The sequence below is a fragment of the Rhizobium sp. FY34 genome (assembly GCF_005222845.1).
Taxonomy (GTDB): Bacteria; Pseudomonadota; Alphaproteobacteria; order Rhizobiales; family Rhizobiaceae; genus Neorhizobium.
Map to the genome: position 1 here is coordinate 57,407 of NZ_STFZ01000008.1, position 22,205 is coordinate 79,611.

Sequence of the window (22,205 nt, forward strand, 5' to 3'; positions counted from 1 at the left end):
CCGGGGGGTGGGGCCGTCAGGCCGACTTCTTCAACTGTTGGCTCTGCAGCTTTTCAGCGGCGCGCTCGATCCGGGCGATGCCTTCGCGGGCTTCCTCGGCTGTCACCACCAGCGGCGGCAGGAGACGCACGACGTTATCGCCGGCGGGCACGCCGAGAATATGCTCATCGCGCATGGCCATGACGAGTTCACCCGCCGGAACACGCGCCTTGATGCCGAGCATCAGGCCTTCGCCACGGATTTCCTCGATCACACCCGGAAAACGATCCTGCAGTGCCGCCAGACCCTGGCGGAAGACGAGCGAGACATCGCGGACGCTTTCCAGAAACTCGTCGTTCAGCACCACGTCGAGCACGGCATTACCGACAGCCATGGCCAGCGGATTGCCGCCATAGGTGGTACCATGTACGCCGGGCTTCATGCCGGACGCGGCCTCTTCCGTGGCAAGGCAGGCGCCGAACGGAAAGCCGCCGCCGATACCCTTGGCCACGGCCATGATATCAGGCGCGATGCCGGTCCATTCGTAGGCGAAGAATTTTCCGGTACGCCCGACGCCTGACTGCACCTCATCAAAGATCAGCAGCAGGCCGTGCTCGTCGCAGAGCACGCGCAATTCCTTGAGGAATTCCTTGGAGACGGTGCGGATACCGCCCTCGCCCTGGATCGGCTCGATCAGCAGGGCGGCGGTGTTTTCGGTGATCGCCGCCTTCAGCGCATCCAGATCGCCAAACGGAACCTGATCGAAGCCCGGAGCCTTGGGGCCGAAGCCTTCGAGGTATTTTTCCTGGCCGCCGGCAGCAATCGTTGCAATCGTGCGGCCATGGAAGGCACCTTCGAAAGTCACGATATGAAACTTTTCCGGATGGCCCTTGGAATAGTGATAGCGACGCGCGGTCTTGATGGCGCATTCCAGCGCTTCCGCACCAGAATTGGTGAAGAAGACCTTGTCGGCAAACGTGGCCTGCACCAGCCGGCGCGCCAAACGCTCCTGCTCGGGGATCTCGTAAAGGTTCGACAGGTGCCAGACCTTGTCGGCCTGATCCTTCAAGGCGGCAACGAGATGCGGATTGGAATGGCCACAGGAGGTGACGGCAACGCCTGCGCCAAAATCCAGATATCGCTCGCCCGTTTCCGTCACAAGCCAGACGCCCTCGCCGCGCTCAAAGCGCAGCGGAGCCCGTGCAAACGTGTCGAAAAGCGCGGCTTCAGCCATGGCGACATCACTCCTTGGGCAGATATGAACCAACGGACGGCACGCACCGCCCGAAATTAAAAATGCCGCCTTTGCGGGCGGCAGGCGCACTATCTCCATTTCACCGCATTCTGTCAACAAAAGGCCTTGAATACACGGGGATTTGCATACCTATGGGGTGAGCGGCAGCCGTTGCGTAAGTTGTGACAAAAATGACTCTGCCGGACAGCAAGTTGGGGAAAACCCGGAAATCGATTCGCAGCGATTCGCCGGACTCTTGTCAGCGAGTCCCCCGACCATTAGGTTAAAGATCAATTACTAGACTGCATGCGGCGGAACTAGTCACCAAAAGTATAGATGTAGTATGCGCGGCGAAAATTTATTTCGCCGTAACGGTGAGAGATTCTGTCTTGTGATAGCGCTCAAGGCGGAGAGACAGCATGAACTGGACAGATGAACGCGTCGAAAAGCTAAAGCGGCTATGGGCGGAGGGCCTGAGCGCGAGCCAGATCGCGGCGCAACTTGGCGGCGTCAGCCGTAACGCCGTGATCGGCAAAGTACACAGGCTATGCCTTCCGGGCCGCGTCAAGGCAGGCGGCAACAATGCTGCCAGCCGCACCGCCACCAAGCGTCCGGCGCCGGCTCAGCGGCCCGCAGCACCAGCAACAACAACTTTCACGGCACGCCCGGCAGCGCCTGCGGCACGCCCGACTACAGCCCATGCCATGGGCGCCACAGCCATCAAGGCCGAAGTCGAGATGGAATCCGCGCAGCCGCGTATCCTCGTTCCGACCAGCAATGTCGTCGTGCCGCTGGCCAAGCGTCTGGCTCTGACGGAACTGACCGAGCGCACCTGCAAGTGGCCGATGGGCGACCCGCTGAAGGACGACTTTCACTTCTGCGGCGCCGAGTCTCCGGACAATTCGCCCTATTGCAAATATCATGGTCGCCTTGCCTACCAGCCGGTCACCGAACGCCGCAGAGCCGCCAACACTGCCGCACGCGCCTGAACGGACACTGACATACGCACAAAAGAAACGGGCCGCGCGCCCGTTTTTTTGTGCCTGCCGTTCGGCCTGCATGCCGTAACCGCAGAACACGAAAAACCCGGCCGTCGCCGGCCGGGTTTTGAAAAGACCACCAAATGGGTGGGCGTCAAGCTTCCATGGAATAGCCGGCACCGCGCACGGTGCGGATGACATCCTGCATGTTGGAAAAATTGAGCGCCTTGCGCAGGCGCCCGACATGTACATCGACGGTGCGCTCGTCGACATAGATATCATGGCCCCAGACACCATCGAGCAGCTGTGACCGTGAATAGACGCGGCCGGGCGATGCCATGAGGAATTCGAGAAGCCGGAACTCGGTTGGCCCCAGCCGCACTTCACGGCTCTTGCGGTGAACGCGATGCGTTTCGCGGTCCAGTTCGATATCGCCGCAGCGCAGGACGCTGGAGAGAACCTCGGGCCGGGCACGGCGCAGCATGGCCTTCACCCGCGCCATCAGTTCCGGCGTCGAGAACGGCTTGACGACATAATCGTCGGCGCCGGTGGCCAGGCCACGAACGCGTTCGCTTTCCTCGCCACGCGCCGTCAGCATGATGATCGGCAGGCGCTCGGTTTCCGGGCGCATGCGCAGGCGACGGCACAGCTCGATGCCGGAAACACCCGGCAGCATCCAGTCGAGGATCAGCAGATCCGGCTGGCGTTCCTGAAGACGGATTTCCGCTTCATCCCCCCGCAGGATCGTATCGACTTCATAGCCCTCGGATTCCAGGTTGTAACGCAGGAGGACGCTGAGAGCCTCCTCGTCCTCCACGACCGCAATTTTCGGCAGCATGCTTCAGGCCTTTCCGTCAGCCAGCCCTATTCGGCGACCGCGCCGAGCGTGTTCGACGAATCGTCCTTGGGACGTTCGCCTTCAGGCTGGGCACCGGTCGCGATATAGTAGATGGTTTCGGCAATGTTGGTGGCGTGGTCGCCGATACGCTCGATGTTCTTGGCGCAGAACAGAAGATGCGTGCAGGTGGTAATGTTGCGCGGATCTTCCATCATGTAGGTCAACAGCTCGCGAAACAGCGAGGTGTACATGGCATCGATTTCTTCGTCGCGCTGGCGGATGGCCTCAGCCTTTGCCACCGAGCGGTTGGCAAACACGTCGAGCACTTCCTTCAACTGAATGAGCGCCAGTTCGGACAGGTGCTCGATACCGCGGGCCAGCTTGCGCGGCACGCCCGTGCCCTGCACGGCAATCACCCGCTTGGCGGTGTTTTTGCCCAGATCGCCGACGCGCTCCAGATCGCCAGCGATCCTGAGCGTACCGATGATTTCGCGCAGGTCGCTGGCCATGGGCTGGCGACGGGCGATAGTGACGATTGCCTTTTCCTGGATCTCGCGTTCAGCGTGATCGAGGATCACGTCGTCGGAGATGACCTTCTGCGCCAGGGCGGCATCGGAATTCACCAGAGCCCGCACGGCATCACCGCACATCTGCTCGGCAAGGCCGCCCATTTCCGAGATCCGGCGGTTGAGATATTTCAGGTCTTCGTCATAGGCCGAAAAGATGTGGGACGTCATCGTTATATTCCTCGCAATGGAGATCTGGGTGACAGATGCGACAGGTCAGGATCAGCCGAAGCGACCCATAATGTAGTCCTGCGTGCGCTGGTCATCCGGATTGGTGAACATCTTGTCGGTGTCGTTCTCCTCGACCAGCAGGCCGAGGTGGAACATGGCCGTGCGCTGCGAGACGCGGGCGGCCTGTTGCATGGAATGCGTCACGATGACGATGGTATAATTGCTGCGCAGTTCGTGGATCAGTTCCTCGACCTTGGCGGTCGCGATCGGATCGAGCGCCGAGCAGGGTTCGTCCATCAGGATGATTTCCGGCGAGACGGCCACCGCACGGGCGATGCACAGGCGCTGCTGCTGGCCACCCGACAGACCGGTGCCCGATTCCTGAAGGCGATCCTTCACTTCGTTCCAGAGACCTGCCTTCTGCAATGCAGATGCGACGATATCGTCGAGATCCGACTTCTTGCGGGCAAGACCATGTATGCGCGGACCATAGGCAACATTCTCGTAGATCGACTTCGGGAACGGGTTCGGCTTCTGGAACACCATGCCGACCTTGGCGCGCAACTGCACCGGATCGACCTTCGGATCATAGATGTTTTCACCATCGATGCCGATGCTGCCTTCAACACGGCAGCTGGCAATCGTGTCGTTCATGCGGTTGAGGCAACGCAGGAAGGTGGACTTGCCGCAACCCGAGGGGCCGATGAAGGCCGTGACCGAGCGCGGGCGGATTTCAATGTTCACGTCGCGCAGCGCATGCTTTTCGCCGTAGAAGACCTGAACATTGCGGGCGGAAATTTTAGACTCGCTCATTGTCGCTGCTTTCGTCGTGCTCGTCGTCGTCGTTATCATCGTTGAAATACTGTTCATCGTCACGATCCCTCTACCAACGGCGCTCAAAGCGACTGCGCAGAATAATGGCCACCATATTCATAGTGATCAAAAAGATGAGAAGCACGATGATCGCCCCCGAGGCACGCTCGATAAAGGCGGGGTCGCCGCGCTGTGTCCAGTTGTAGACCTGCACCGGAAGCGCCGATGCCGGATCAAAGAAACCGTCCGGCGGACCGGCAGGATATTCGCGTACGAAAGCCACCATGCCGATAAGCAGCAGCGGTGCGGTTTCGCCCAGCGCACGGGCAAGGCCGATGATGGTGCCGGTGAGAACGCCGGGCATGGCAAGCGGCAGGACATGGTGGAAGATGGCCTGCATCTTGGAGGCACCGACACCGAGCGCTGCATCGCGGATCGACGGCGGCACCGACTTGAAGGCAGCACGCGTGGCGATGATGATCGTCGGCAGGGTCATCAGCGTCAGAACCAGGCCACCCACGACCGGAGCCGATTGCGGCATGCCGGCGAAATTGATGAAGATGGCAAGACCGAGAATACCGAAGACCACCGAGGGAACGGCCGCCAGATTGGCGATATTCACCTCGATAAGATCGGTAAACTTGTTCTGCGGTGCGAACTCTTCCAGATAGATCGAGGCCGCGACACCGATGGGCAGGGACAGGACCAGCACAATCAGCATCATGTAGAGCGAGCCGATGATCGCAACGCCGAGGCCGGCGGCCTCAGGGCGGGTGTCGGACGCATCTGGAGCCGTGAAGAAGGACCAGTTGAACTTCGTGGTCAACAGCCCCGCCGATTTCAGCTTGTCGGCGAGCAGGAGCTGCTCGGGCGAGATGTTGCGATCGAGCTTGGCGCTCTCCATCGTCACTCGGCCCTTGTAATAGCCGTCGATGCGTCCGGCTGCGAGCAGCTTGAAGGACACGGTCTGGCCAATGCTTTGCGGATCGGCAATCACGTAATTGCGCAGATCGGCCGGAGCTTCCTTGGAGATCAGTTCGGCGGCGGCCTTGACGGTGACGCCATTGCCCAGGATGCCCTTGGCCGTCATCGCTTCGGACAATGCCTTTTCGATCAGCGGCGCATAGCCAAAGGTGGTGACCTTGGCAATTTCTTCCGGGTTGCGGTTGCCGCTCTTGTCGAGACGGGCCGGGTCCAGATGAATGTCGAGCGTGATGAAGGTCTGCTGGAAGGAAGACAGGCCGTTCGACAGAATGGAGGTGAGAAGGCCCACAAGCGCCAGGATGCCGATCAGCACCCCGATCTTGCCCATCATGCGGAACCGCATTTCGGCAGCATTGCGCCGGCGGGTGCGGTCATCGAGGGTGAGCAGTGACTTCTTCTGGGTTTCAGCCGGCGGAATTCCCGCTGCGGTGATGTCGGTCATTCGTACTGCTCCCGATATTTGCGGACAATGTAGAGGGCCAGCACGTTGAGCCCGAGTGTAAAGACAAAGAGGGTCAGGCCGAGTGCGAAGGCCACCAGCGTTTCGGGGCTGGCAAACTCGGTATCGCCAGTCAGCTGGCTGACGATCTTCACCGTCACCGTTGTCATGGCTTCGAAGGGGTTGAGGTCGAGCTTGGCCGCTGCACCGGCACCGAGCACCACGATCATTGTTTCGCCAATCGCACGGCTGGCGGCGAGCAGGACAGCGCCGACGATGCCGGGAAGGGCTGCCGGCAGAACAACCTGCTTGATGGTTTCCGATTGCGTGGCACCAAGGCCGTAGGACCCATCGCGCAGGGCCTGGGGAACGGCATTGATAATGTCATCCGACAGCGAACTGACGAAGGGGATGATCATGATGCCCATGACGAGGCCAGCCGTCAGAACGGAGGACGAAGAAGTGCCAAGCCCCAGCGGCTGGGCAAGCCAGTCGCGCAGGAACGGACCGACCGTGATGAGGGCAAAGAGACCGTAGACGATGGTGGGAATGCCGGCCAGCATTTCGATGGCGGGCTTGGCAAGGCTGCGCACCGTCTTGCTGGCATATTCAGCCAGGTAGATGGCGATCATCAAGCCGATCGGAACAGCCACAAGAAGCGCGATCAGGGACACATAGAGCGTGCCCCACAGCAAGGGCAGGATGCCAAGCTCCGAACCGCCGCGGAACTGCGGGTTCCAGACCGTGGAGAAGAAGAATTCGCTTGCCGGATAAATCTTGAAGAAGCTGATCGTTTCAAACACCAGCGAGCCGACAATGCCAAGCGTGGTGAGAACGGCGACCATGGAGGCGGCGATCAGCAGCGACTTGACGAAGCTTTCGGTGACATTGCGGGCACGCATATCCGGCTGGATGCGCCGGTAGGCCCAGAGGCCAAGAGCAACCGCAAGCACAAGCACAACAACGCTCATGGCCATATTGCCGGTCTTGACGTCCTGGCGATAGGCTCTGGCTGCTTCGAACACCACCGGCGGCACATCACCGACGAGCGCAACGCCGACTTCAGCAAGTCTTGAGCGCACGGTGGAGAGATTTTCGCCGATGCGCACCAACTCGTCTTCGCCCATGCCACCAAGCGCCAGCACGGCATCAAGGCCACCGGCAATACGGCGCACATCCGACATGACCAGGCTGCGCGCGCCGCCTTCGGGAATAACGCTGTCGGGGATCATGCCGCCAATGCGGCTTTCGATCGCCATGGGCTGAAGGATCAGCCAGGCGCCCAGCAGGAAGAGTGCCGGCACTGCGGTAAACAGTGCGACCGTCTGTCCGTAATAACCGGGCAGCGAATGCAATTTGGTTTTCTGGCTATCGGACAGGGCAAGGGCCTGCCGCTTGCCGAGCACAAATCCCAGTGCCGCCAGCACCAACAAGACGGGAATAAGGATGCCAACGCTCATTTTTCTGTCCGCACCTTCCAGATGACATGAAAACTGGCGGCGCGATAATTCGCGCCGCCAGAGACAAAGACGATTACTTCAACGGTGCCATCGGCGTGCGAGCCTTGACCATTTCCTGGGTCTTCTTCAGCTCAGGATCAGAAACCAGGCCATAGGCAGCCAGCGGGCCGTTCGGGCCAGCCATGTCGTCGGATACGAAGAACTCGATATAGTCCTGAAGGCCGGGGATGACGTCCAGGTGAGCGTTCTTCACGTAGAAGTATAGCGGACGCGAGACCGGATACTTGCCGGAAGCGATGGTTTCCACCGAAGGAACGATGCCAGCCATGGTGCCGACGCGCAGCTTGTCAGTGTTGTTCTGGTAGAAGGACAGGCCGAAGACGCCGATGCCGTTCTTGTTGGCAGCAACGCGTGCCAGCGTTTCCGGATAGTCGCCGTCGATGTCGATCGACACGCCGTCGGTGCGCAGCTGGGCGCAAGCCTTGCTGGCAGCAGCCTTGTCGCCATTGGCAGCAGCCAGATGAGCGTCATAGGTGCCGTCTTCCTTGCAGCCGTCAACGATGACCTTTTCGTCGAACACTTCGCGGGTGCCGTGCTTGGTGCCCGGAATGAAGGCGAGGATCGGCTGGTCAGGCAGGTCGGCGCGGACTTCCTTCCAGTTCTTGTAGGTGTTGTCGACGATCTTGCCGTCCTTCAGAACCTTGGCGGCCAGAGCCTTGTGCCAGTCAGCCTGGGTGAACTTGAAATCCGGAGCGGTGATTTCCGAGGCAAAAACGATGCCGTCGTAACCGATGCGCACTTCCTGGATGGCCGTTACGCCGTTCTTGGCGCAGGTTTCGATGTCGGACTTGCTGATGCGCGACGAAGAATTGGCGATGTCGATGGTGTTTTCGCCCACGCCTTCGCAGAGCTTCTTGCGGCCAGCGCCGGAACCGCCGGATTCAACGACGGGCGTCGGGAACTTCGTGTTTTCGCCGAAAGCTTCAGCAACGATGGATGCATAGGGAAGAACGGTGGACGAGCCGGCAATCTGGATCTGGTCGCGCGCAACGGCAGCGCCGGCGAATGCGCCGGATGCCACCAGGGCAGCTGCGGAAAGCTTAAGGATGTTCATGATGATCTCCCGTCATGGGCTTGTGTGAATTCTGTCTGCAACCGGCTCTCGCTCTCGCCGATCGTCAGGCAGCTCTGTCTTAGCCGCCCTCGCCCCATGCTTTTATGTCAGTTCCGTGAAACATTTGTGACAATTCATGTCGCTGAAAATATTAGATATTTTCAATCGACGCCAAGCGGACTTGGGGTTTTATGTCAAAAACGGACGGTAAAGTCCGTGCCCTTGCCCAGTTCGGATTTGACGATCAGCCTTGCACGGTGGCGCGTGAGGATGTGCTTGACGATGGCAAGCCCGAGGCCCGTGCCCTTTTTCGAGCGGCTGTCGGCAACGCTGACGCGGTAAAAGCGCTCTGTCAGGCGCGGCACATGTTCGGCCGGAATGCCCGGCCCGCGATCGACAACGCTGAGTTCCACCGGCTGGCCGGGTTCGTTGCGCAGATGGACATCGACAAAGCCGCCCTCCTGCCCGTATTTGCAGGCATTCTCCATGAGGTTCTCGATGACCTGTACCAGTTCGTCACGATCGCCGGTGACCTCCACCTTGCCCGCTGGCAGATGCATGCGGATTTCGATGCCCAGTTCCTGCGCCAGCGGCAGAAGACTGTCACGCACATGCCCGACAAGTGGCACGAGATCCACTCGCTGGCTGGGGGCAATGTGCGATTTGAGTTCCAGCCGCGACAAAGAGAGAAGATCATCCACCAGCCGGCTCATGCGGGTGGCCTGTTCGAACATGATGCCGAGGAAGCGCTCATGGGCCGCCACATCGCCCTTGGCCGGCCCCTGCAGGGTTTCGATAAAGCCGCGCAGAGAGGCAAGCGGCGTGCGCAGTTCATGGCTGGCATTGGCGACAAAATCGGACCGCATGCGGTCAATGCGCCGCAATTCGGAAATATCGCGAAACGACAGGGCATAGAGGCGCGGCATGTCGCCCTCGCCTTTGGCCGGCTCGATCGGCGCGATGCGGATGATATAGACGCGCTCGGACGGGTGGCGCTCGGAATGCTCGATCTGGTTCGGCTGGTCGGTGACAATGGTTTCGCGCACCATGTCGAGAATGCCGGGCGAGCGCAGCCGCGCAGACAGATGCATTCCCGGCGTGATGGAGCCGAAGGATTTTTCCGCCGCCGGGTTCTGGCACAGAACATTGGCATCGGCTGCCAGCACGAAGACCGGCATGTCGAGTGCGGCAAAGGCGGCCGCGACATCCGGCAGAGGATCGCGTGGGGCGTGAGGTTCGATGATGGCCGCCACCGGTTCGGCCTCATCCGGAGCAGCCGGAACCACAGACCAGGCGGACAGAACGACCAGCAGCCAGCCGATGGCGACGAGCGAGACATCCAGCCCCGCCATGGCGGCAAGTGCTGCCATGAGGGTGACGGTTGCCAGAACCAGCCAGAGACGCGAGAGGCGCTCGCGCATTGTCTTGCCCCGCTGCCTGGATGCCATTCCTGCCTCTTGCCGTGACGGCTGCAATTGTTTCAACTTAGAGCGGGTTTGATCTGACCAAAACCCGCTCTAACGGGTGGTGATAGCCTTGCGCCATGACAGATATACATCGGTCATGCGGGAGGTCAGGAAAATTTGCCGTTAAACACCGGAAAGTTTGACGGAACCGGCATTTTCCGCCGTTCATTGCTGTAGAAAGACAAAAGACAAACCCTTTGGAGAACGTGCATGACGGTTGAGAATGGGACAAGTGGCAGCCGCGCCGTGGAACTGGAGATTGGCGGCAAGCGCCGTATCTTCGATATTGACGACCCGAAACTTCCCGACTGGATTTCCGACAAGGCACTGATCTCCGGCGGCTATCCTTACGACAAGAAGCTCGACAACAGCCTGTATGAAAGCGAGCTGAAGACATTGCAGATCGAACTCGTCAAGGCGCAAACCTTTCTGAAGGACAGCGGCAAGCGAGTGATGGCGCTGTTTGAGGGGCGCGATGCGGCAGGCAAAGGCGGCACGATCTTTGCCATTCATGCCTATCTCAACCCACGCACGGCACGCGTGGTGGCGCTGACCAAGCCGACGGAAACCGAGGCAGGGCAATGGTATTTCCAGCGATACGTGACTCATTTCCCCACCAAGGGCGAAATCGTGCTGTTTGATCGGTCCTGGTACAACCGCGCCGGGGTGGAGCCTGTCATGGGCTTCTGCACGCCGGAGCAGCACAAGCATTTCCTGAAAGTGACACCGACCTTCGAGCAGCTGATTGTCGATGACGGCATTCATTTCTTCAAGTTCTGGCTGAATATTGGCCGCGAAATGCAGCTGAAGCGCTTTCACGACCGCGCCCATGACCCGCTGAAAGTGTGGAAGCTTTCACCCATGGATATTGCCGCGCTGAACCGCTGGAGCGATTACAGCGACAAGCGCGACCTGATGCTGGACAAGACGCACACCAAAACCAGCCCCTGGACAGTGGTGCGCGCCAATGACAAGCGCCGCGCACGGCTCAACATCATCCGCCATATTCTTCTGTCGCTGGATTATGCCGGCAAGGACATCAAGGCGATCGGCACAATTGACGACAAGATCCTCGGTTTTGGTCCCGACGCCTTCAAATCGTAAAGGCTCACTGGCCGGGCAGGATGCGCACGGAATAGAGCAGCACCGACTGGCGACCGCCGAGGATATCGCTGTTGATGAAGATGCGTCCCGGCTGGTTGGGGGCAAGCGTTCGATCAAAGGTGATGCGAAACAGCGTATCGGACTTTTCCTGCAGCGCCATCACCCGGTGGCGCGAGCAGGTTCCGAGGCTGGAGAAATCGCAGCGCACGGCCAGCTGCACGCCGTTATCACCGGCCGATTGCAACGTGAGCGCAATGGTCGAGGTCTTGCCGCCCAACTGGCGCAAAAGTTCCACCGGCACCGGAATGGCCACGTCGCCGGATGCCTGCGGCGAACGCGAGGTGATGCGTAGGGCCGGACCATCGGCCATGGCCACCGTTTCCACGCTGGCATCCTTGCCCGCACTCGCCTGCGCCTTGCCGCCGGCCGTATAGACTTCCAGCCAGTCATCGGAAAAACCCTGCTGCGGATCAAAGGCAGGGCTTGCCGGCTGGCCGGTGAAATCCTCTTCGGCCACGCTTGCCGGCGGGTTCGGCACGCTGGTGTCGCGCTCGGCAGCCGTCAGGAACAGGCCGCCGCTATAGGCCCACCAGAGGCCCATGGCACAAAATGCAAAGAGGGTGACAGAGATGAACAGGCGCGACAGGAAGCCACGACGCTTTCGCGGGCGCTTTTCACCAGGAATACCCGGCGCATCATCGGCGCTCAGTTCCGCCTGCCGGGCCTTGGCGAGCTTGGCAAGTTTTGCAGCCTTTCGCGACTGCTTACCGCGTGGTCCGGGCATAGGTGCGAGAGGCGCCAGCCGATCAACGCCGGCTTCGGCGCGCACTGGTTCGGCAAGTTCGCCGGAATCGGCATCGGACTGGGGCGCAAGCCCTGCGGAAATGTCGCGCCGGGCAGAAAGATCATCCAGACCGCCCGGATCAGCCGCAGGATCGCCGGGGACCGATGCGGGCCGGGAAACGCCGGTGCTCCGCGTCTGGCCGCCGAGATCAGGCTCATGGCCCCGCGCAAAGCCGTTGGCCGGCCCGCCCCGCTGGGCAGAAACATGGTCGGCGCCCAGCAATGCATCATCCGCGCCGGCATCCGGCGGCGGGTTTTGACGCGATGGCACGACGGCGGGAGCCATGTCGGCCTCGCGTGCCAGCCGCGCCTCTTCGCGCAGGCGTTCACGCTCTTCGAACTCGATTTCGCGGATCTTGTGCTCCAGCCGCACGCGCTGGGCCTCGATCACCTGCGGATCGGTGATCTCCTGCTTGACCAGACCGGCTTCCAGCGCCTGACGCGCGGACTGGTAGATCCGGGCGCGGGCATTGGCGTCGCCGCGGTCGGCGCGCGACAGCGCTGTCCTGATTGCCGTTTCCAACCCGCTCACGGAAAATCCCTATTCTTGGCACATATGCTATTCAGCGCTCTGGGTACCCTCTCAATGGAGGAACTGCAAGCACCGCGCCTCCACCCGGCATATGGCGCCATCATGGCAAATGGCGCAAAGAGTTTGCAAAAGGCGAAATTCCCGGCTTGAATTCCTTTTCCATTCGCTGTATCAGCCGCCTCACACCGCAGGGCTTCATGCTTCGCGCGGGCCGCTTTAGCTCAGGTGGTAGAGCACATCATTCGTAATGATGGGGTCGCAGGTTCGAGTCCTGCAAGCGGCACCATTTTAATGTTCCCCAATCGCAACCGATGCTCCAAGGATTGTCCGCTCGCTCGGAAGCCCGACATGCCTTCGCCATTTTGGTGCATTTTTGCGGCTCCCTCCCTCCATCTTAGCGAAAGATTCAGGGAATGGCGGGCAGACTGGCCTCACATTTGACATCGCCACCGGACCTGCAAACAGGGGGTGACGGCGGATCTAGGGGATAATCTCGTGCCAGCTTCCTATCATCAATCCATTCGCGAATTCATTGCCGACAATTTTCTGTATCGCGCTGATGCCAGTGTCGAGGATGACCAGTCGCTGCTCGACAGCGGCGTGATGGATTCGACCGGCGTTCTGGAACTGATCGCCTTTCTCGAAAGCACCTACCATATTTCGGTAGCCGATCATGAGATCGTGCCGGAGAACCTCGACAGTATCCAGCGCGTTTCAACCTATCTCTCGTCGAAACTGAAAGCGGCCTGAGACGCAACGCGGGGAGTGCCGCATGCGCCTTGAGACCTATCTTCTGCGCCATGCTGGAGCCCGGCCAGACAGGCTTGCCGTGATTGCCGGCGAGACGCGGCTGACCTATGCCGGTCTTCTGTCGCGCGTCGAGGGTCTTGCCGCTTCGCTAGAGGGGCTCGGCATCGGCCGCGGCGACCGTATTCTCATTCTGCTCGACAATGGCTGCGAGGCGGTCATCGCCTTCTTTGCCGCCTGGCGGATCGGCGCGGTGGCCTGTCCGCTGCATGTTTCATTGAAGAGTGACAAGCTGTCCACGATTGCCACCAAGACCGAGCCGAGGGCGATCATTGCCCATGCGCGGTCCGCCGGCATGATCACGGCGGCACTTTCGGGACTTGCAGGGGTTACCGGGCTTGCAAGGCCGGCGCATGTGATTTTGGTCGAAGCGCCGGCGCAAGCGGATGCCCTGCGGTTCGAGGCGTTGAGCGCACTGGACGCAACCGGCGCAAGCCCTGCCGCCCGCACGTGCTTCCCGCTGGATGACCTGGCCCTGCTTATCCACACATCCGGCTCGACCGGCACACCGAAGGGCGTCATGCACAGCCATGCGAGCCTTGGCGCTGCCTGCTCTTCCATCGGCGCCTATCTTGGCAATCGCAGTGATGACGTGGTGCTGAGCGTTTTGCCGCTTTCCTTCGGCTATGGCATCACCCAGATGGTGACGATGATAATGGCGGGAGGAACGCTGGTGCTTGAGCGCAGCTTTGCCTTTCCGCGCGCCATCCTTGCCCGGCTGCAGGCAGAACAGGTCACCGGCTTTCCCCTGGTGCCGGCCATGGCGACGATGCTGACCAACCTGCAGGATCTGAGCCCCGACCTTCTGCCGCATCTTCGCTATATCACCAGCGCGGCAGCGGCCATGCCACCGGCAACGACCGCTGCCTTGCGGCGGCTTTTGCCCGCCACGCAGCTTTACCTGATGTATGGCCAGACCGAATGCATCCGCACCAGCTTTCTGCCGCCGGACACGATAGACACAAAGCCGCTGTCCGTCGGGTATCCGCTCTCCATCAGCCGGGTCGAGATCGTCGGCGAAGATGGAAGACCGGTCGAGGATGGCGAGACCGGCGAGTTGATGGTGTGCGGGCCGCATGTGATGACCGGCTATTGGCGGGATGTACAGGCCACGGAGCACGCCTTTCTCGAGATTGACGGCCAGCGCTTCCTGCGCAGCGGCGATCTGTTTCACCGCGATGGCGACGGATGCCTGTTTTTCGTCGCAAGGCGAGATGACATGATCAAGACGCGCGGCGAAAAGGTGAGCCCGCAGGAGGTGGAGCGGGCTCTCTATGCCCTGCCCGGCATTCTGGAAGCGGCTGTCGAAGGTGTGGCGGATGCAATTTTCGGCCAGGTGGTGAAGGCGCATGTCGTGGTGGAGCCTGCATGCGGCCTGACAGAGAAGATGATCCTGCGCCACTGCGCGCAGCATCTGGAAGATTACATGGTGCCAAAGCTGATCGAATTTCACGCAAGCCTGCCGAAAACGACAAGCGGCAAGATCCGGCTTTCTGCGGGACAGATATCGACCGATGAGATGGAAGGAAAAGTGGCATGACGCAGACGCCGAGCACCGCACCGACAGGCGGCCCATTTAGCCAGGACAGCCTGATACTGGATGCGGAAGCGGAGATCGAGCGCATCTGCGCCTGGATCCGCGAAAGCGTGCTTAAAGGCTTACGCAAGCGCGGGGCAACGCTTGGCCTTTCGGGCGGCATTGATTCCAGCGTCACGGCAGCGCTCTGCGCACGGGCGCTGGGGGGCAAGAAAGTGACCGGCATTTTCATGCCCGAGCATGATTCCGATCCGGAAAGCTTGCGGCTTGGCCAGGCGCTGGCGGCCGCCATCGGCGTGGAGACGGTGCTGGAAGATATCGGCCCGAGCCTTGCGGCAGCCGGATGCTACCTTCGCCGCGATGGCTTTATTCGCCAGGTCGTGCCGGATTTTGACGAGGGCTGGGGCTGCAAGGTGGTGCTGGAGGATGCGCTGGCGGGGCGCGGCTATAATATTTCCTGGCTGGTGGTGGCCAATCCGGACGGAGAGCAGAGCCGGCACCGCATGCCGCTCGATGTCTACCTGGGCATGATTGCTGCGGCCAACATGAAGCAGCGCACCCGCAAGCAGATCGAATATTACCATGCCGACCGGCTGAATTTTGCGGTGGCAGGCACACCGAACCGGCTGGAATATGACCAGGGTTTCTTCGTGAAGAACGGCGATGGCGCCGCCGATTTCAAGCCGATCGCCCATCTTTACAAGACGCAAGTGTACCAGTTGGCGCAGGCGCTGGGCGTGCCGGAAGAGATCTGCCGCAGGCCACCGACGACCGATACCTGGTCGCTGCCTCAGGGCCAAGACGAGTATTATTTCTCGCTGCCCTATCATCTGATGGATCTGTGCCTTTACGGGCTGGACCATGGCATTACCCGCGAGGCAGTGGCGGAAGCCGCCGGCCTTTCGCCCGACCAGGTGGATGCCGTTTGGCGCAATATCGCTGCCAAGCGCAAGGTGGCGGACTATCTGCACGCCGCGCCGCTGACCATGCTCTGATGCCGGGTTAGGCGACAGTTTCAGTCGCGGAAATCGTCGCCGATCAACCGCATCCAGCTTTCGCCGGCCAGCCCGCTGGCGAGAGCCTCTCCGGCGAGAAAGGGCTGTAACAGCGTCTTGTCGCGGGCATGGGCGAGGAAGAAGGTGCGCGACAGGAAGAGGCTCTTGCGGCTCATCAGCGCGGCATTCAGCCAGGGCTGGGCTGCACCGCGAATGCCGGCGCAGCCATAGCTATCTGCATCCAACAGCATATCATCGACAAGATCGCCCGCCTGTTCCGGCGTTACCAGCGATTGCAGCATCCAGGCAAAATCATCGCGCCGGCGGAAATAGGCATAGGCCGACGCCGGCTGTCCATCGCGCCCAAGCGCCAGCCGATAGCGCGGCTCGCCGAAATTGCGCTTCACCGCGGCATGGCTGGAAAACCAATGGAGCGAGGGCGCATCCCAGCGGGGACGCAGTGCATAAAAATCCTTCAGGTGAAGGGCAGCGGCATCAAACTCTGAACGCTCCACGGTCTGGAAAGAAAGCCTGCGCGGCGAGGCTTCGACACGCGGGCGCAATGGATCAGACAGCATGCGGGCGAAAGCCCAGTCGATGCCATGGGCCAGTGGCGACAACAGCCGGGCTGCGGGCAGTTTGCGCTCCAGAATGCTCATGGCGCCGGCGGCCGGCCGCAGTAGCCGGATCCAGTTGAGACTATAGGCGGTATTGAGGGGTATTCCCTGTTTCTGCCACATGCGCGCAGCCGTGGCATTGGCGGTTTCGGTCACGGAAATATCCTGCGGGCCGCTGAGGAAACTGCGCAGAAGCCGCGCGCCGGCCAGCGGATGCAGGGCTGAATCCTCGACTGTCAGGGCGCCGGCATAGGCAACCCGCAGCGGCCGACCCTCGTATTCCATCGGCACGACATTGGCACCGATGAAACCGTGCACCTCTCCCGCCTCATCGACAAAAACCCAGGAGCGGATCTGCGGATCATACCAGGGCGTTTCGAAATAGATCTGCCGCAACTGCGCCAGAAGGACCGGCGATGGTGTGGCGCTGGCCGCCCGCCCCTTGCGGAAGGTTTTCAGAAACAGCCGCGCCACGGCCGGTATGTCGTCCAGCTCGAAATGTCGAACCGTTGCACCGGCATCCCGCAAAGCCTCTGCCATAATCCTGATCCTGCCTCCCAATCGAAAACGGGGAGAGTGTCACCGGCGCCTGAAAATTATATTAAATAGAAGAAAGAGGAGCTGAAAGACTGTCCGATCCCCAGCCGGAGACGAAAGCGGCATCCGGCGGACGACGGCCGGTGCCGATCAGAGCCGATTTATCCCAAGGCCTTGTTCTTGAGTATCATTGACGCTTACGTCAAAGTTATTTAGCGTGACGACCAATCCGGTGCATAGATAAGCCGGACACGTGAAAAAGGTTGTGCATCGGGAGTGGAGGCCTGTTGCAGGACTGATAAACAAGGAGGAGCTACCGCCATGACCGAAGTTTCCCATGCGCAGACGCATCCGGCGGCCCAGAAGATCTGGCTCGCCTCCTACCCGCCCACCGTGCCGGCAGAACTGCCGCCTTTGGCGCATCGTTCGATCGCGCAACTGTTCGAGGACAGCTGCGCCCGCTTTGCCGATCGCACCGCATTTTCCAGCATGGGCAAGGGCATCACCTTTCGCGAATTGGAAGAGGCAACACGGCAGGTCGGCGCCTGGCTGCAATCGCTGGGGCTGGAGCGTGGAGACCGCGTGGCGGTGATGATGCCGAATGTGCTGCAGAACCCGGTGGTCGTCTATGCCATCCTGCGGGCCGGGCTGGTGGTGGTCAATGTCAACCCGCTCTATACGCCGCGCGAACTGGAATACCAGCTGAACGATTCCGGCGCACGCGCCCTGTTCGTGCTGGAAAACTTCGCCCATACGGTGCAGCAGGTCGTGCACAAGACCCAGGTCAAGCATTTGGTGGTAACCAGCATGGGCGATATGCTGGGCCTGAAGGGCCATATCGTCAATCTGATCGTGCGGCGCGTCAAGAAACTGGTGCCCGCCTGGTCCATGCCTGCGGCGCTGTCGTTCAAGCGCGTGATGGCGGCCGGCGCTGGCCTTAGCCTGAAACCGGCCGATACCAATCTCGATGATATCGCCTTCCTGCAATATACCGGCGGCACGACCGGCGTTTCCAAAGGCGCCATACTGACCAACCGCAATCTTCTCTCCAACAAGGAGCAAATGGCCTGGTGGCTGGAAAGCGCCTTCCTGAAGAAGCAGAGACCGGAGATCATCACCTTTCTCTGCGCGCTGCCGCTCTACCACATCTTCGCGCTCACGGTGAATTCGCTGATGGGCGTAGCGCTTGGTGCACACAATGTGCTGATCGCCAATCCGCGCGATCTGCCAGCGCTGGTGAAGGAGATGGAAAAGCACAAGATCCACATGTTCCCCGGCCTCAACACCCTGTTCAACGCGCTGATGAACAATGCCGAGTTCCAGAAACTCGACCATTCCGCGCTGCTGATGGCGTTTGGCGGCGGCATGGCCGTGCAGAGGCCGGTGGCGGAACGCTGGCACAAGATGACCGGCTGCCCGATTACCGAAGGCTACGGACTTTCGGAAACCTCGCCAGTGGCAACGGCCAACCGTATCGACGTGCAGGAATTCAGCGGCATGATCGGCCTGCCGGTATCCTCCACAGAGGTCACCATCCGCGACGAGGATGACACAGTGCTGGTGTTTGGCGAAGTGGGCGAAATCTGCATTCGCGGGCCCCAGGTGATGGCCGGCTACTGGAAGCGGCCGGACGAAACCGCCAAGGTGATGACCGCCGACGGCTATTTCCGCTCCGGCGACATGGGCTATATGGACGAGCGCGGCTATATCAAGATCGTCGATCGCAAAAAGGATATGATCCTGGTGTCCGGCTTCAATGTCTATCCCAACGAGGTGGAGGAAGTGGCCGTGATGCATCCGGGCGTGGTGGAATGCGCAGCCATCGGCATACCGGACGAGCATTCGGGCGAAGCGGTGAAACTGTTCGTGGTGAAGAAGGATCCGGCGCTGACGGAAGCCGCGCTGAAGGCACATTGCGCCGAATACCTGACCAATTACAAGCGCCCTCGTTTCATCGAATTCCGCAACGACCTGCCGAAGACCCCGGTGGGCAAGATCCTGCGGCGCGAACTGCGACCAAAGTGACGATACTGAAATATCGTCACAATAAATGAACGGCGCGGGATGGACGCTGCACCCCCTGCCCGGTAAAGCTACCGGCTTGAGAGGCCGGCCCCGGTGGGCCGGCTGCACAACACTGCCGGTGTTCATGTGATCAGGCCTATCTCTTGCGCACAGCGCGCCCTTGCCGCCGTAGTCATGCTGGCCTTGCTGTCCGGCTGCGCAAGCCGCGCGGAAGGCGTGCTGATCCCCACCTCGCTTCAGGTCAGAAACACCTCTGTCGTGAATGTGCTGGTCGCCACGACGCGCAAGGAAAGCCCGACACCCGGCGTTCTGTTTTCCGGCGAGCGTGGGCGTGAACCGGAAACTACGGAAATTGAAGTGTCGATACCGCCCGCTGCCAATCGTTCGGTCGGGCAGGTGCAATGGCCCAAGCGCCTGCCGGCCGACCCGGAACGCGACTTCACCACCGTGGCAGTCAACTCTCTCACGATTCCAGAGGCGCGCCAGTGGCTGAAGGGTCACCTGCCGAAGAGCCGGCGCGTGCTGGTCTTCGTGCATGGTTTCAACAACCGCTACGAAGACGCCGTCTACCGCTTTGCGCAGATCGTCCATGACAGCGGTGCCGATGTGGCACCCATTCTCTTCACCTGGCCGTCGCGTGGCAGCATATTTGCCTATAACTACGACAAGGAAAGCGCCAACTATTCACGCGATGCGCTCGAAACCATGTTGCGCCGCATTGCGCAGGAACCGGGCGTCGGCGAAGTCACCGTCATGGCGCATTCCATGGGATCTTGGCTGACGATAGAGGCGCTGCGCCAGATGGCCATTCGCGATGGCAAGATCTCGCCGAAGATCCAGAACGTCATCCTGGCCTCGCCGGATCTCGATGTCGATGTGTTCGGCCAGCAGATGCAGGAACTGGGAAAGCAGAAGCCGAAATTCACGCTGTTCGTTTCGCGCGATGACCGGGCGCTGGCGCTGTCCAAGCGCATTTCCGGCAATGTCGATCGGCTCGGCCAGATTGACCCGACGCAGGAACCCTACCGCTCGGAACTCGAGAAGGAAGGCATCACCGTTCTCGATCTGACGGCACTTCAGAGCAATGACAAGCTGAACCATGGCAAGTTTGCCGAAAGCCCCGAAGTGGTGAAGCTGCTCGGCAACCGGCTGATTGCCGGCCAGGCAGTGACGGATTCGTCCGTCGGGCTGGGTGAAAGCATCGGCGCGCTAGCTCTCGGCACGGCACAGACGGTGGGCGGTGCGGCAAGCGTTGCGGTGAGTGCGCCGATTGCCATTTTCGACCCCAATACCCGCCGGACCTATACCGAGCAGATAGACCGCTTCGGCCAGACGGTGGGCGGCACGCTCCAGACGGCTGCTGGCCACTAGAGGATGCGAATCGATTAAGTCGCGCTTGATTTGGCCGGGAAAGCGAATAGGTTCCCAATCGACTGAATAAAGCGCGAGGAAAATCCATGCAGGCGATCGTCAAACACCTGAAGGCCACTGCGGAAAAGACCAAGGCCACCGATATCCGCTCAGCCTTTGCTGCGGACACGGGCCGTTTTGAACGGTTCAGCGCAGCATTCGACGATCTGCTGATGGATTATTCGAAATGCGCCGTGAACGGCGAGATCATGGCGCTTTTGGAAAGCCTGTTTGTCGAAGGCGGCGTGGCGGAAAAGCGCGCGGCAATGTTCTCCGGTGAGGCAATCAACTTCACCGAAAACCGCGCTGTGCTGCATACGGCGCTGCGCAACCGGGCGAACACGCCGGTCCTGGTGGACGGGCGCGACGTGATGCCGGATGTGAATGGCGTGCTTGCCGCCATGGCAGCCTTTGCCGATGGTATCCGCTCGGGCACCATGAAGGGTGCCACCGGCAAGGCGATCACCGATGTGGTCAATATCGGCATTGGCGGTTCGGATCTTGGCCCGGTCATGGCAACGCTGGCGCTTTCCCCCTTCCATGATGGCCCGCGCGCGCATTTCGTTTCCAATGTCGATGGCGCCCATATTGCCGATACGCTGAAACTTCTGGATGCCGAAACCACCCTGTTCATCATCGCCTCGAAGACCTTTACCACCATCGAGACCATGACCAATGCGGCCACGGCGCGGACCTTCATTGCCGAAAAGCTGGGTGAAGGGTCGGTGAAGCATCATTTCTGCGCCGTTTCCACGGCGCTCGACAAGGTGGCGGCCTTCGGCATCGACAGCGAGCGTGTCTTCGGCTTCTGGGATTGGGTCGGCGGGCGCTATTCCATCTGGTCGGCGATCGGCCTGCCGCTGATGCTGGCCATTGGCCCTCAAAATTTCGGCAAGTTCCTCGATGGCGCGCATGCCATGGACACGCATTTCCGCGAGGCGCCGGTGCGTCAGAACCTGCCGGCACTGCTGGGCCTTATCGGCTATTATCACCGCAACGTTCTGGATTATCCCTCGCGCGCCATTCTGCCCTATGACCAGCGCCTGACGCGTTTTCCGGCCTATCTCCAGCAGCTGGACATGGAATCCAATGGCAAGGGCGTCACCATCGATGGCACGCCGGTCGAGGGCAATTCCGGCCCGGTCGTCTGGGGTGAGCCCGGCACCAATGGCCAGCACGCCTTCTACCAGCTGATCCACCAGGGCACGACGGTAATACCCGCCGAATTCATGATTGCCAAAACCGGCTTCGAGCCGCATCTGCGCCACCAGCACGAGCTGCTGATGGCCAATTGCCTGGCCCAATCGGCAGCCCTGATGAAGGGCCGCACGCTGGACGAGGCCAAGGCGCAGCTGACGAAAGCCGGCATGGACGCAGCCAAGATCGACCATATCGCGCCGCATCGCGTGTTTACCGGCAACCGCCCGTCGATCACCTTCGTGCATGACCAGCTGACGCCCTTTGCACTTGGCCGCCTGATCGCGCTTTATGAGCACCGCGTCTTCGTGGAAGGCGTGCTGTTCAAGATCAACTCATTCGACCAATGGGGTGTCGAGCTTGGCAAGGAACTGGCGACGGGGCTTCTGCCGGTCATTCAGGGCAAGGCTGCCACGGACGGACAGGACGGATCGACTGCCGGCCTCGTCAAGGCACTGATCGGCTGAGACGGTGTGAGCAACTGGAATCGGGCAGCTTGCTTGATGAGGCTTCCGAATTGATATACGCTAAGCACCAGGTATATCTATCCGGAGGTC

At 60.7% G+C, this 22,205-nt stretch carries 17 protein-coding genes, 1 tRNA gene and 1 pseudogene; 9 read left to right on the forward strand and 10 right to left on the reverse strand.

Annotation, left to right across the window (positions count from 1 at the left end):
* Positions 1–16 precede the first annotated feature (16 nt).
* Positions 17–1,213 (reverse strand): aspartate aminotransferase family protein, encoded by a 1,197-nt coding sequence (locus E8M77_RS06445; RefSeq protein WP_137129805.1) that lies wholly within the window; start codon positions 1,211–1,213, stop codon positions 17–19.
* Positions 1,214–1,632: 419 nt separating this feature from the next.
* Here E8M77_RS06445 and E8M77_RS06450 point away from each other — a divergent pair, with 419 nt between their 5' ends.
* Positions 1,633–2,202 (forward strand): GcrA family cell cycle regulator, encoded by a 570-nt coding sequence (locus E8M77_RS06450; protein ID WP_137129806.1) that lies wholly within the window; start codon positions 1,633–1,635, stop codon positions 2,200–2,202.
* A 145-nt stretch (positions 2,203–2,347) separates the two neighbouring features.
* On the opposite strand, the gene phoB is transcribed toward E8M77_RS06450, so the two are convergent.
* From phoB to phoR, 7 genes are all read right to left on the reverse strand, one after another.
* On the reverse strand, positions 2,348–3,031 hold the full coding sequence (gene phoB / locus E8M77_RS06455) for a phosphate regulon transcriptional regulator PhoB (RefSeq protein WP_137129807.1): 684 nt from the start codon (positions 3,029–3,031) through the stop codon (positions 2,348–2,350).
* A gap of 26 nt (positions 3,032–3,057) precedes the next feature.
* Positions 3,058–3,768 (reverse strand): phosphate signaling complex protein PhoU, encoded by a 711-nt coding sequence (phoU, locus tag E8M77_RS06460; protein ID WP_137129808.1) that lies wholly within the window; start codon positions 3,766–3,768, stop codon positions 3,058–3,060.
* Positions 3,769–3,819: 51 nt separating this feature from the next.
* Positions 3,820–4,581 carry a phosphate ABC transporter ATP-binding protein PstB gene (pstB, locus tag E8M77_RS06465; protein ID WP_246659161.1) on the reverse strand — a complete coding sequence of 254 codons (762 nt, stop codon included), beginning with the start codon at positions 4,579–4,581 and terminating at the stop codon, positions 3,820–3,822.
* Positions 4,582–4,651: 70 nt separating this feature from the next.
* Positions 4,652–6,007: a phosphate ABC transporter permease PstA gene (gene pstA, locus E8M77_RS06470; protein ID WP_137129809.1), complete on the reverse strand. Its 1,356-nt coding sequence runs from the start codon at positions 6,005–6,007 to the stop codon at positions 4,652–4,654.
* A complete protein-coding gene (gene pstC, locus E8M77_RS06475) occupies positions 6,004–7,464 on the reverse strand; it encodes a phosphate ABC transporter permease subunit PstC (protein ID WP_137129810.1) in 1,461 nt (486 codons plus the stop codon). The genes pstA and pstC overlap by 4 nt, the downstream gene beginning before the upstream one ends.
* A 73-nt stretch (positions 7,465–7,537) precedes the next feature.
* On the reverse strand, positions 7,538–8,578 hold the full coding sequence (locus E8M77_RS06480) for a substrate-binding domain-containing protein (RefSeq protein ID WP_137129811.1): 1,041 nt from the start codon (positions 8,576–8,578) through the stop codon (positions 7,538–7,540).
* Between the two features lie 194 nt (positions 8,579–8,772).
* Positions 8,773–9,999, reverse strand: a complete 1,227-nt coding sequence (phoR, locus tag E8M77_RS06485) for a phosphate regulon sensor histidine kinase PhoR (RefSeq protein WP_170975774.1) — start codon at positions 9,997–9,999, stop codon at positions 8,773–8,775.
* A gap of 255 nt (positions 10,000–10,254) precedes the next feature.
* Here phoR and ppk2 point away from each other — a divergent pair, with 255 nt between their 5' ends.
* Positions 10,255–11,148 carry a polyphosphate kinase 2 gene (ppk2, locus tag E8M77_RS06490; RefSeq protein ID WP_137129813.1) on the forward strand — a complete coding sequence of 298 codons (894 nt, stop codon included), beginning with the start codon at positions 10,255–10,257 and terminating at the stop codon, positions 11,146–11,148.
* 1,162 nt (positions 11,149–12,310) lie between these two features.
* Here ppk2 and E8M77_RS24450 read toward each other — a convergent pair.
* Positions 12,311–12,523: pseudogene (locus E8M77_RS24450) on the reverse strand (biotin transporter BioY); the annotation flags it as partial.
* A gap of 210 nt (positions 12,524–12,733) precedes the next feature.
* On the opposite strand from E8M77_RS24450, the gene E8M77_RS06500 reads away from it, so the two are divergent.
* From E8M77_RS06500 to nadE, 4 genes are all read left to right on the forward strand, one after another.
* Positions 12,734–12,809: transfer RNA gene (locus tag E8M77_RS06500), tRNA-Thr, on the forward strand.
* A gap of 209 nt (positions 12,810–13,018) precedes the next feature.
* On the forward strand, positions 13,019–13,273 hold the full coding sequence (locus E8M77_RS06505) for an acyl carrier protein (protein ID WP_137129815.1): 255 nt from the start codon (positions 13,019–13,021) through the stop codon (positions 13,271–13,273).
* Between the two features lie 22 nt (positions 13,274–13,295).
* Positions 13,296–14,870, forward strand: a complete 1,575-nt coding sequence (locus tag E8M77_RS06510) for a class I adenylate-forming enzyme family protein (RefSeq protein ID WP_137129816.1) — start codon at positions 13,296–13,298, stop codon at positions 14,868–14,870.
* A complete protein-coding gene (nadE, locus tag E8M77_RS06515) occupies positions 14,867–15,862 on the forward strand; it encodes an NAD(+) synthase (RefSeq protein WP_137129817.1) in 996 nt (331 codons plus the stop codon). Before E8M77_RS06510 ends, nadE begins: the two co-directional genes overlap by 4 nt.
* A 20-nt stretch (positions 15,863–15,882) precedes the next feature.
* On the opposite strand, the gene E8M77_RS06520 is transcribed toward nadE, so the two are convergent.
* A complete protein-coding gene (locus tag E8M77_RS06520) occupies positions 15,883–17,019 on the reverse strand; it encodes a hypothetical protein (protein ID WP_137129818.1) in 1,137 nt (378 codons plus the stop codon).
* Between the two features lie 318 nt (positions 17,020–17,337).
* On the opposite strand from E8M77_RS06520, the gene E8M77_RS06525 reads away from it, so the two are divergent.
* The 3 genes from E8M77_RS06525 (at position 17,338) to pgi (ending at position 22,115) form a co-directional block, all read left to right on the forward strand.
* A complete protein-coding gene (locus E8M77_RS06525) occupies positions 17,338–19,041 on the forward strand; it encodes a long-chain-fatty-acid--CoA ligase (protein WP_137129819.1) in 1,704 nt (567 codons plus the stop codon).
* 174 nt (positions 19,042–19,215) lie between these two features.
* Complete coding sequence (locus tag E8M77_RS06530) at positions 19,216–20,412, forward strand: alpha/beta hydrolase (protein WP_137129942.1); 1,197 nt, start codon at positions 19,216–19,218, stop codon at positions 20,410–20,412.
* An 86-nt stretch (positions 20,413–20,498) separates the two neighbouring features.
* The gene (gene pgi, locus E8M77_RS06535; protein WP_137129820.1) at positions 20,499–22,115 is read left to right on the forward strand and encodes a glucose-6-phosphate isomerase; all 1,617 of its coding nucleotides are present in this window, start codon (positions 20,499–20,501) and stop codon (positions 22,113–22,115) included.
* The last annotated feature ends 90 nt before the right edge of the window (positions 22,116–22,205 follow it).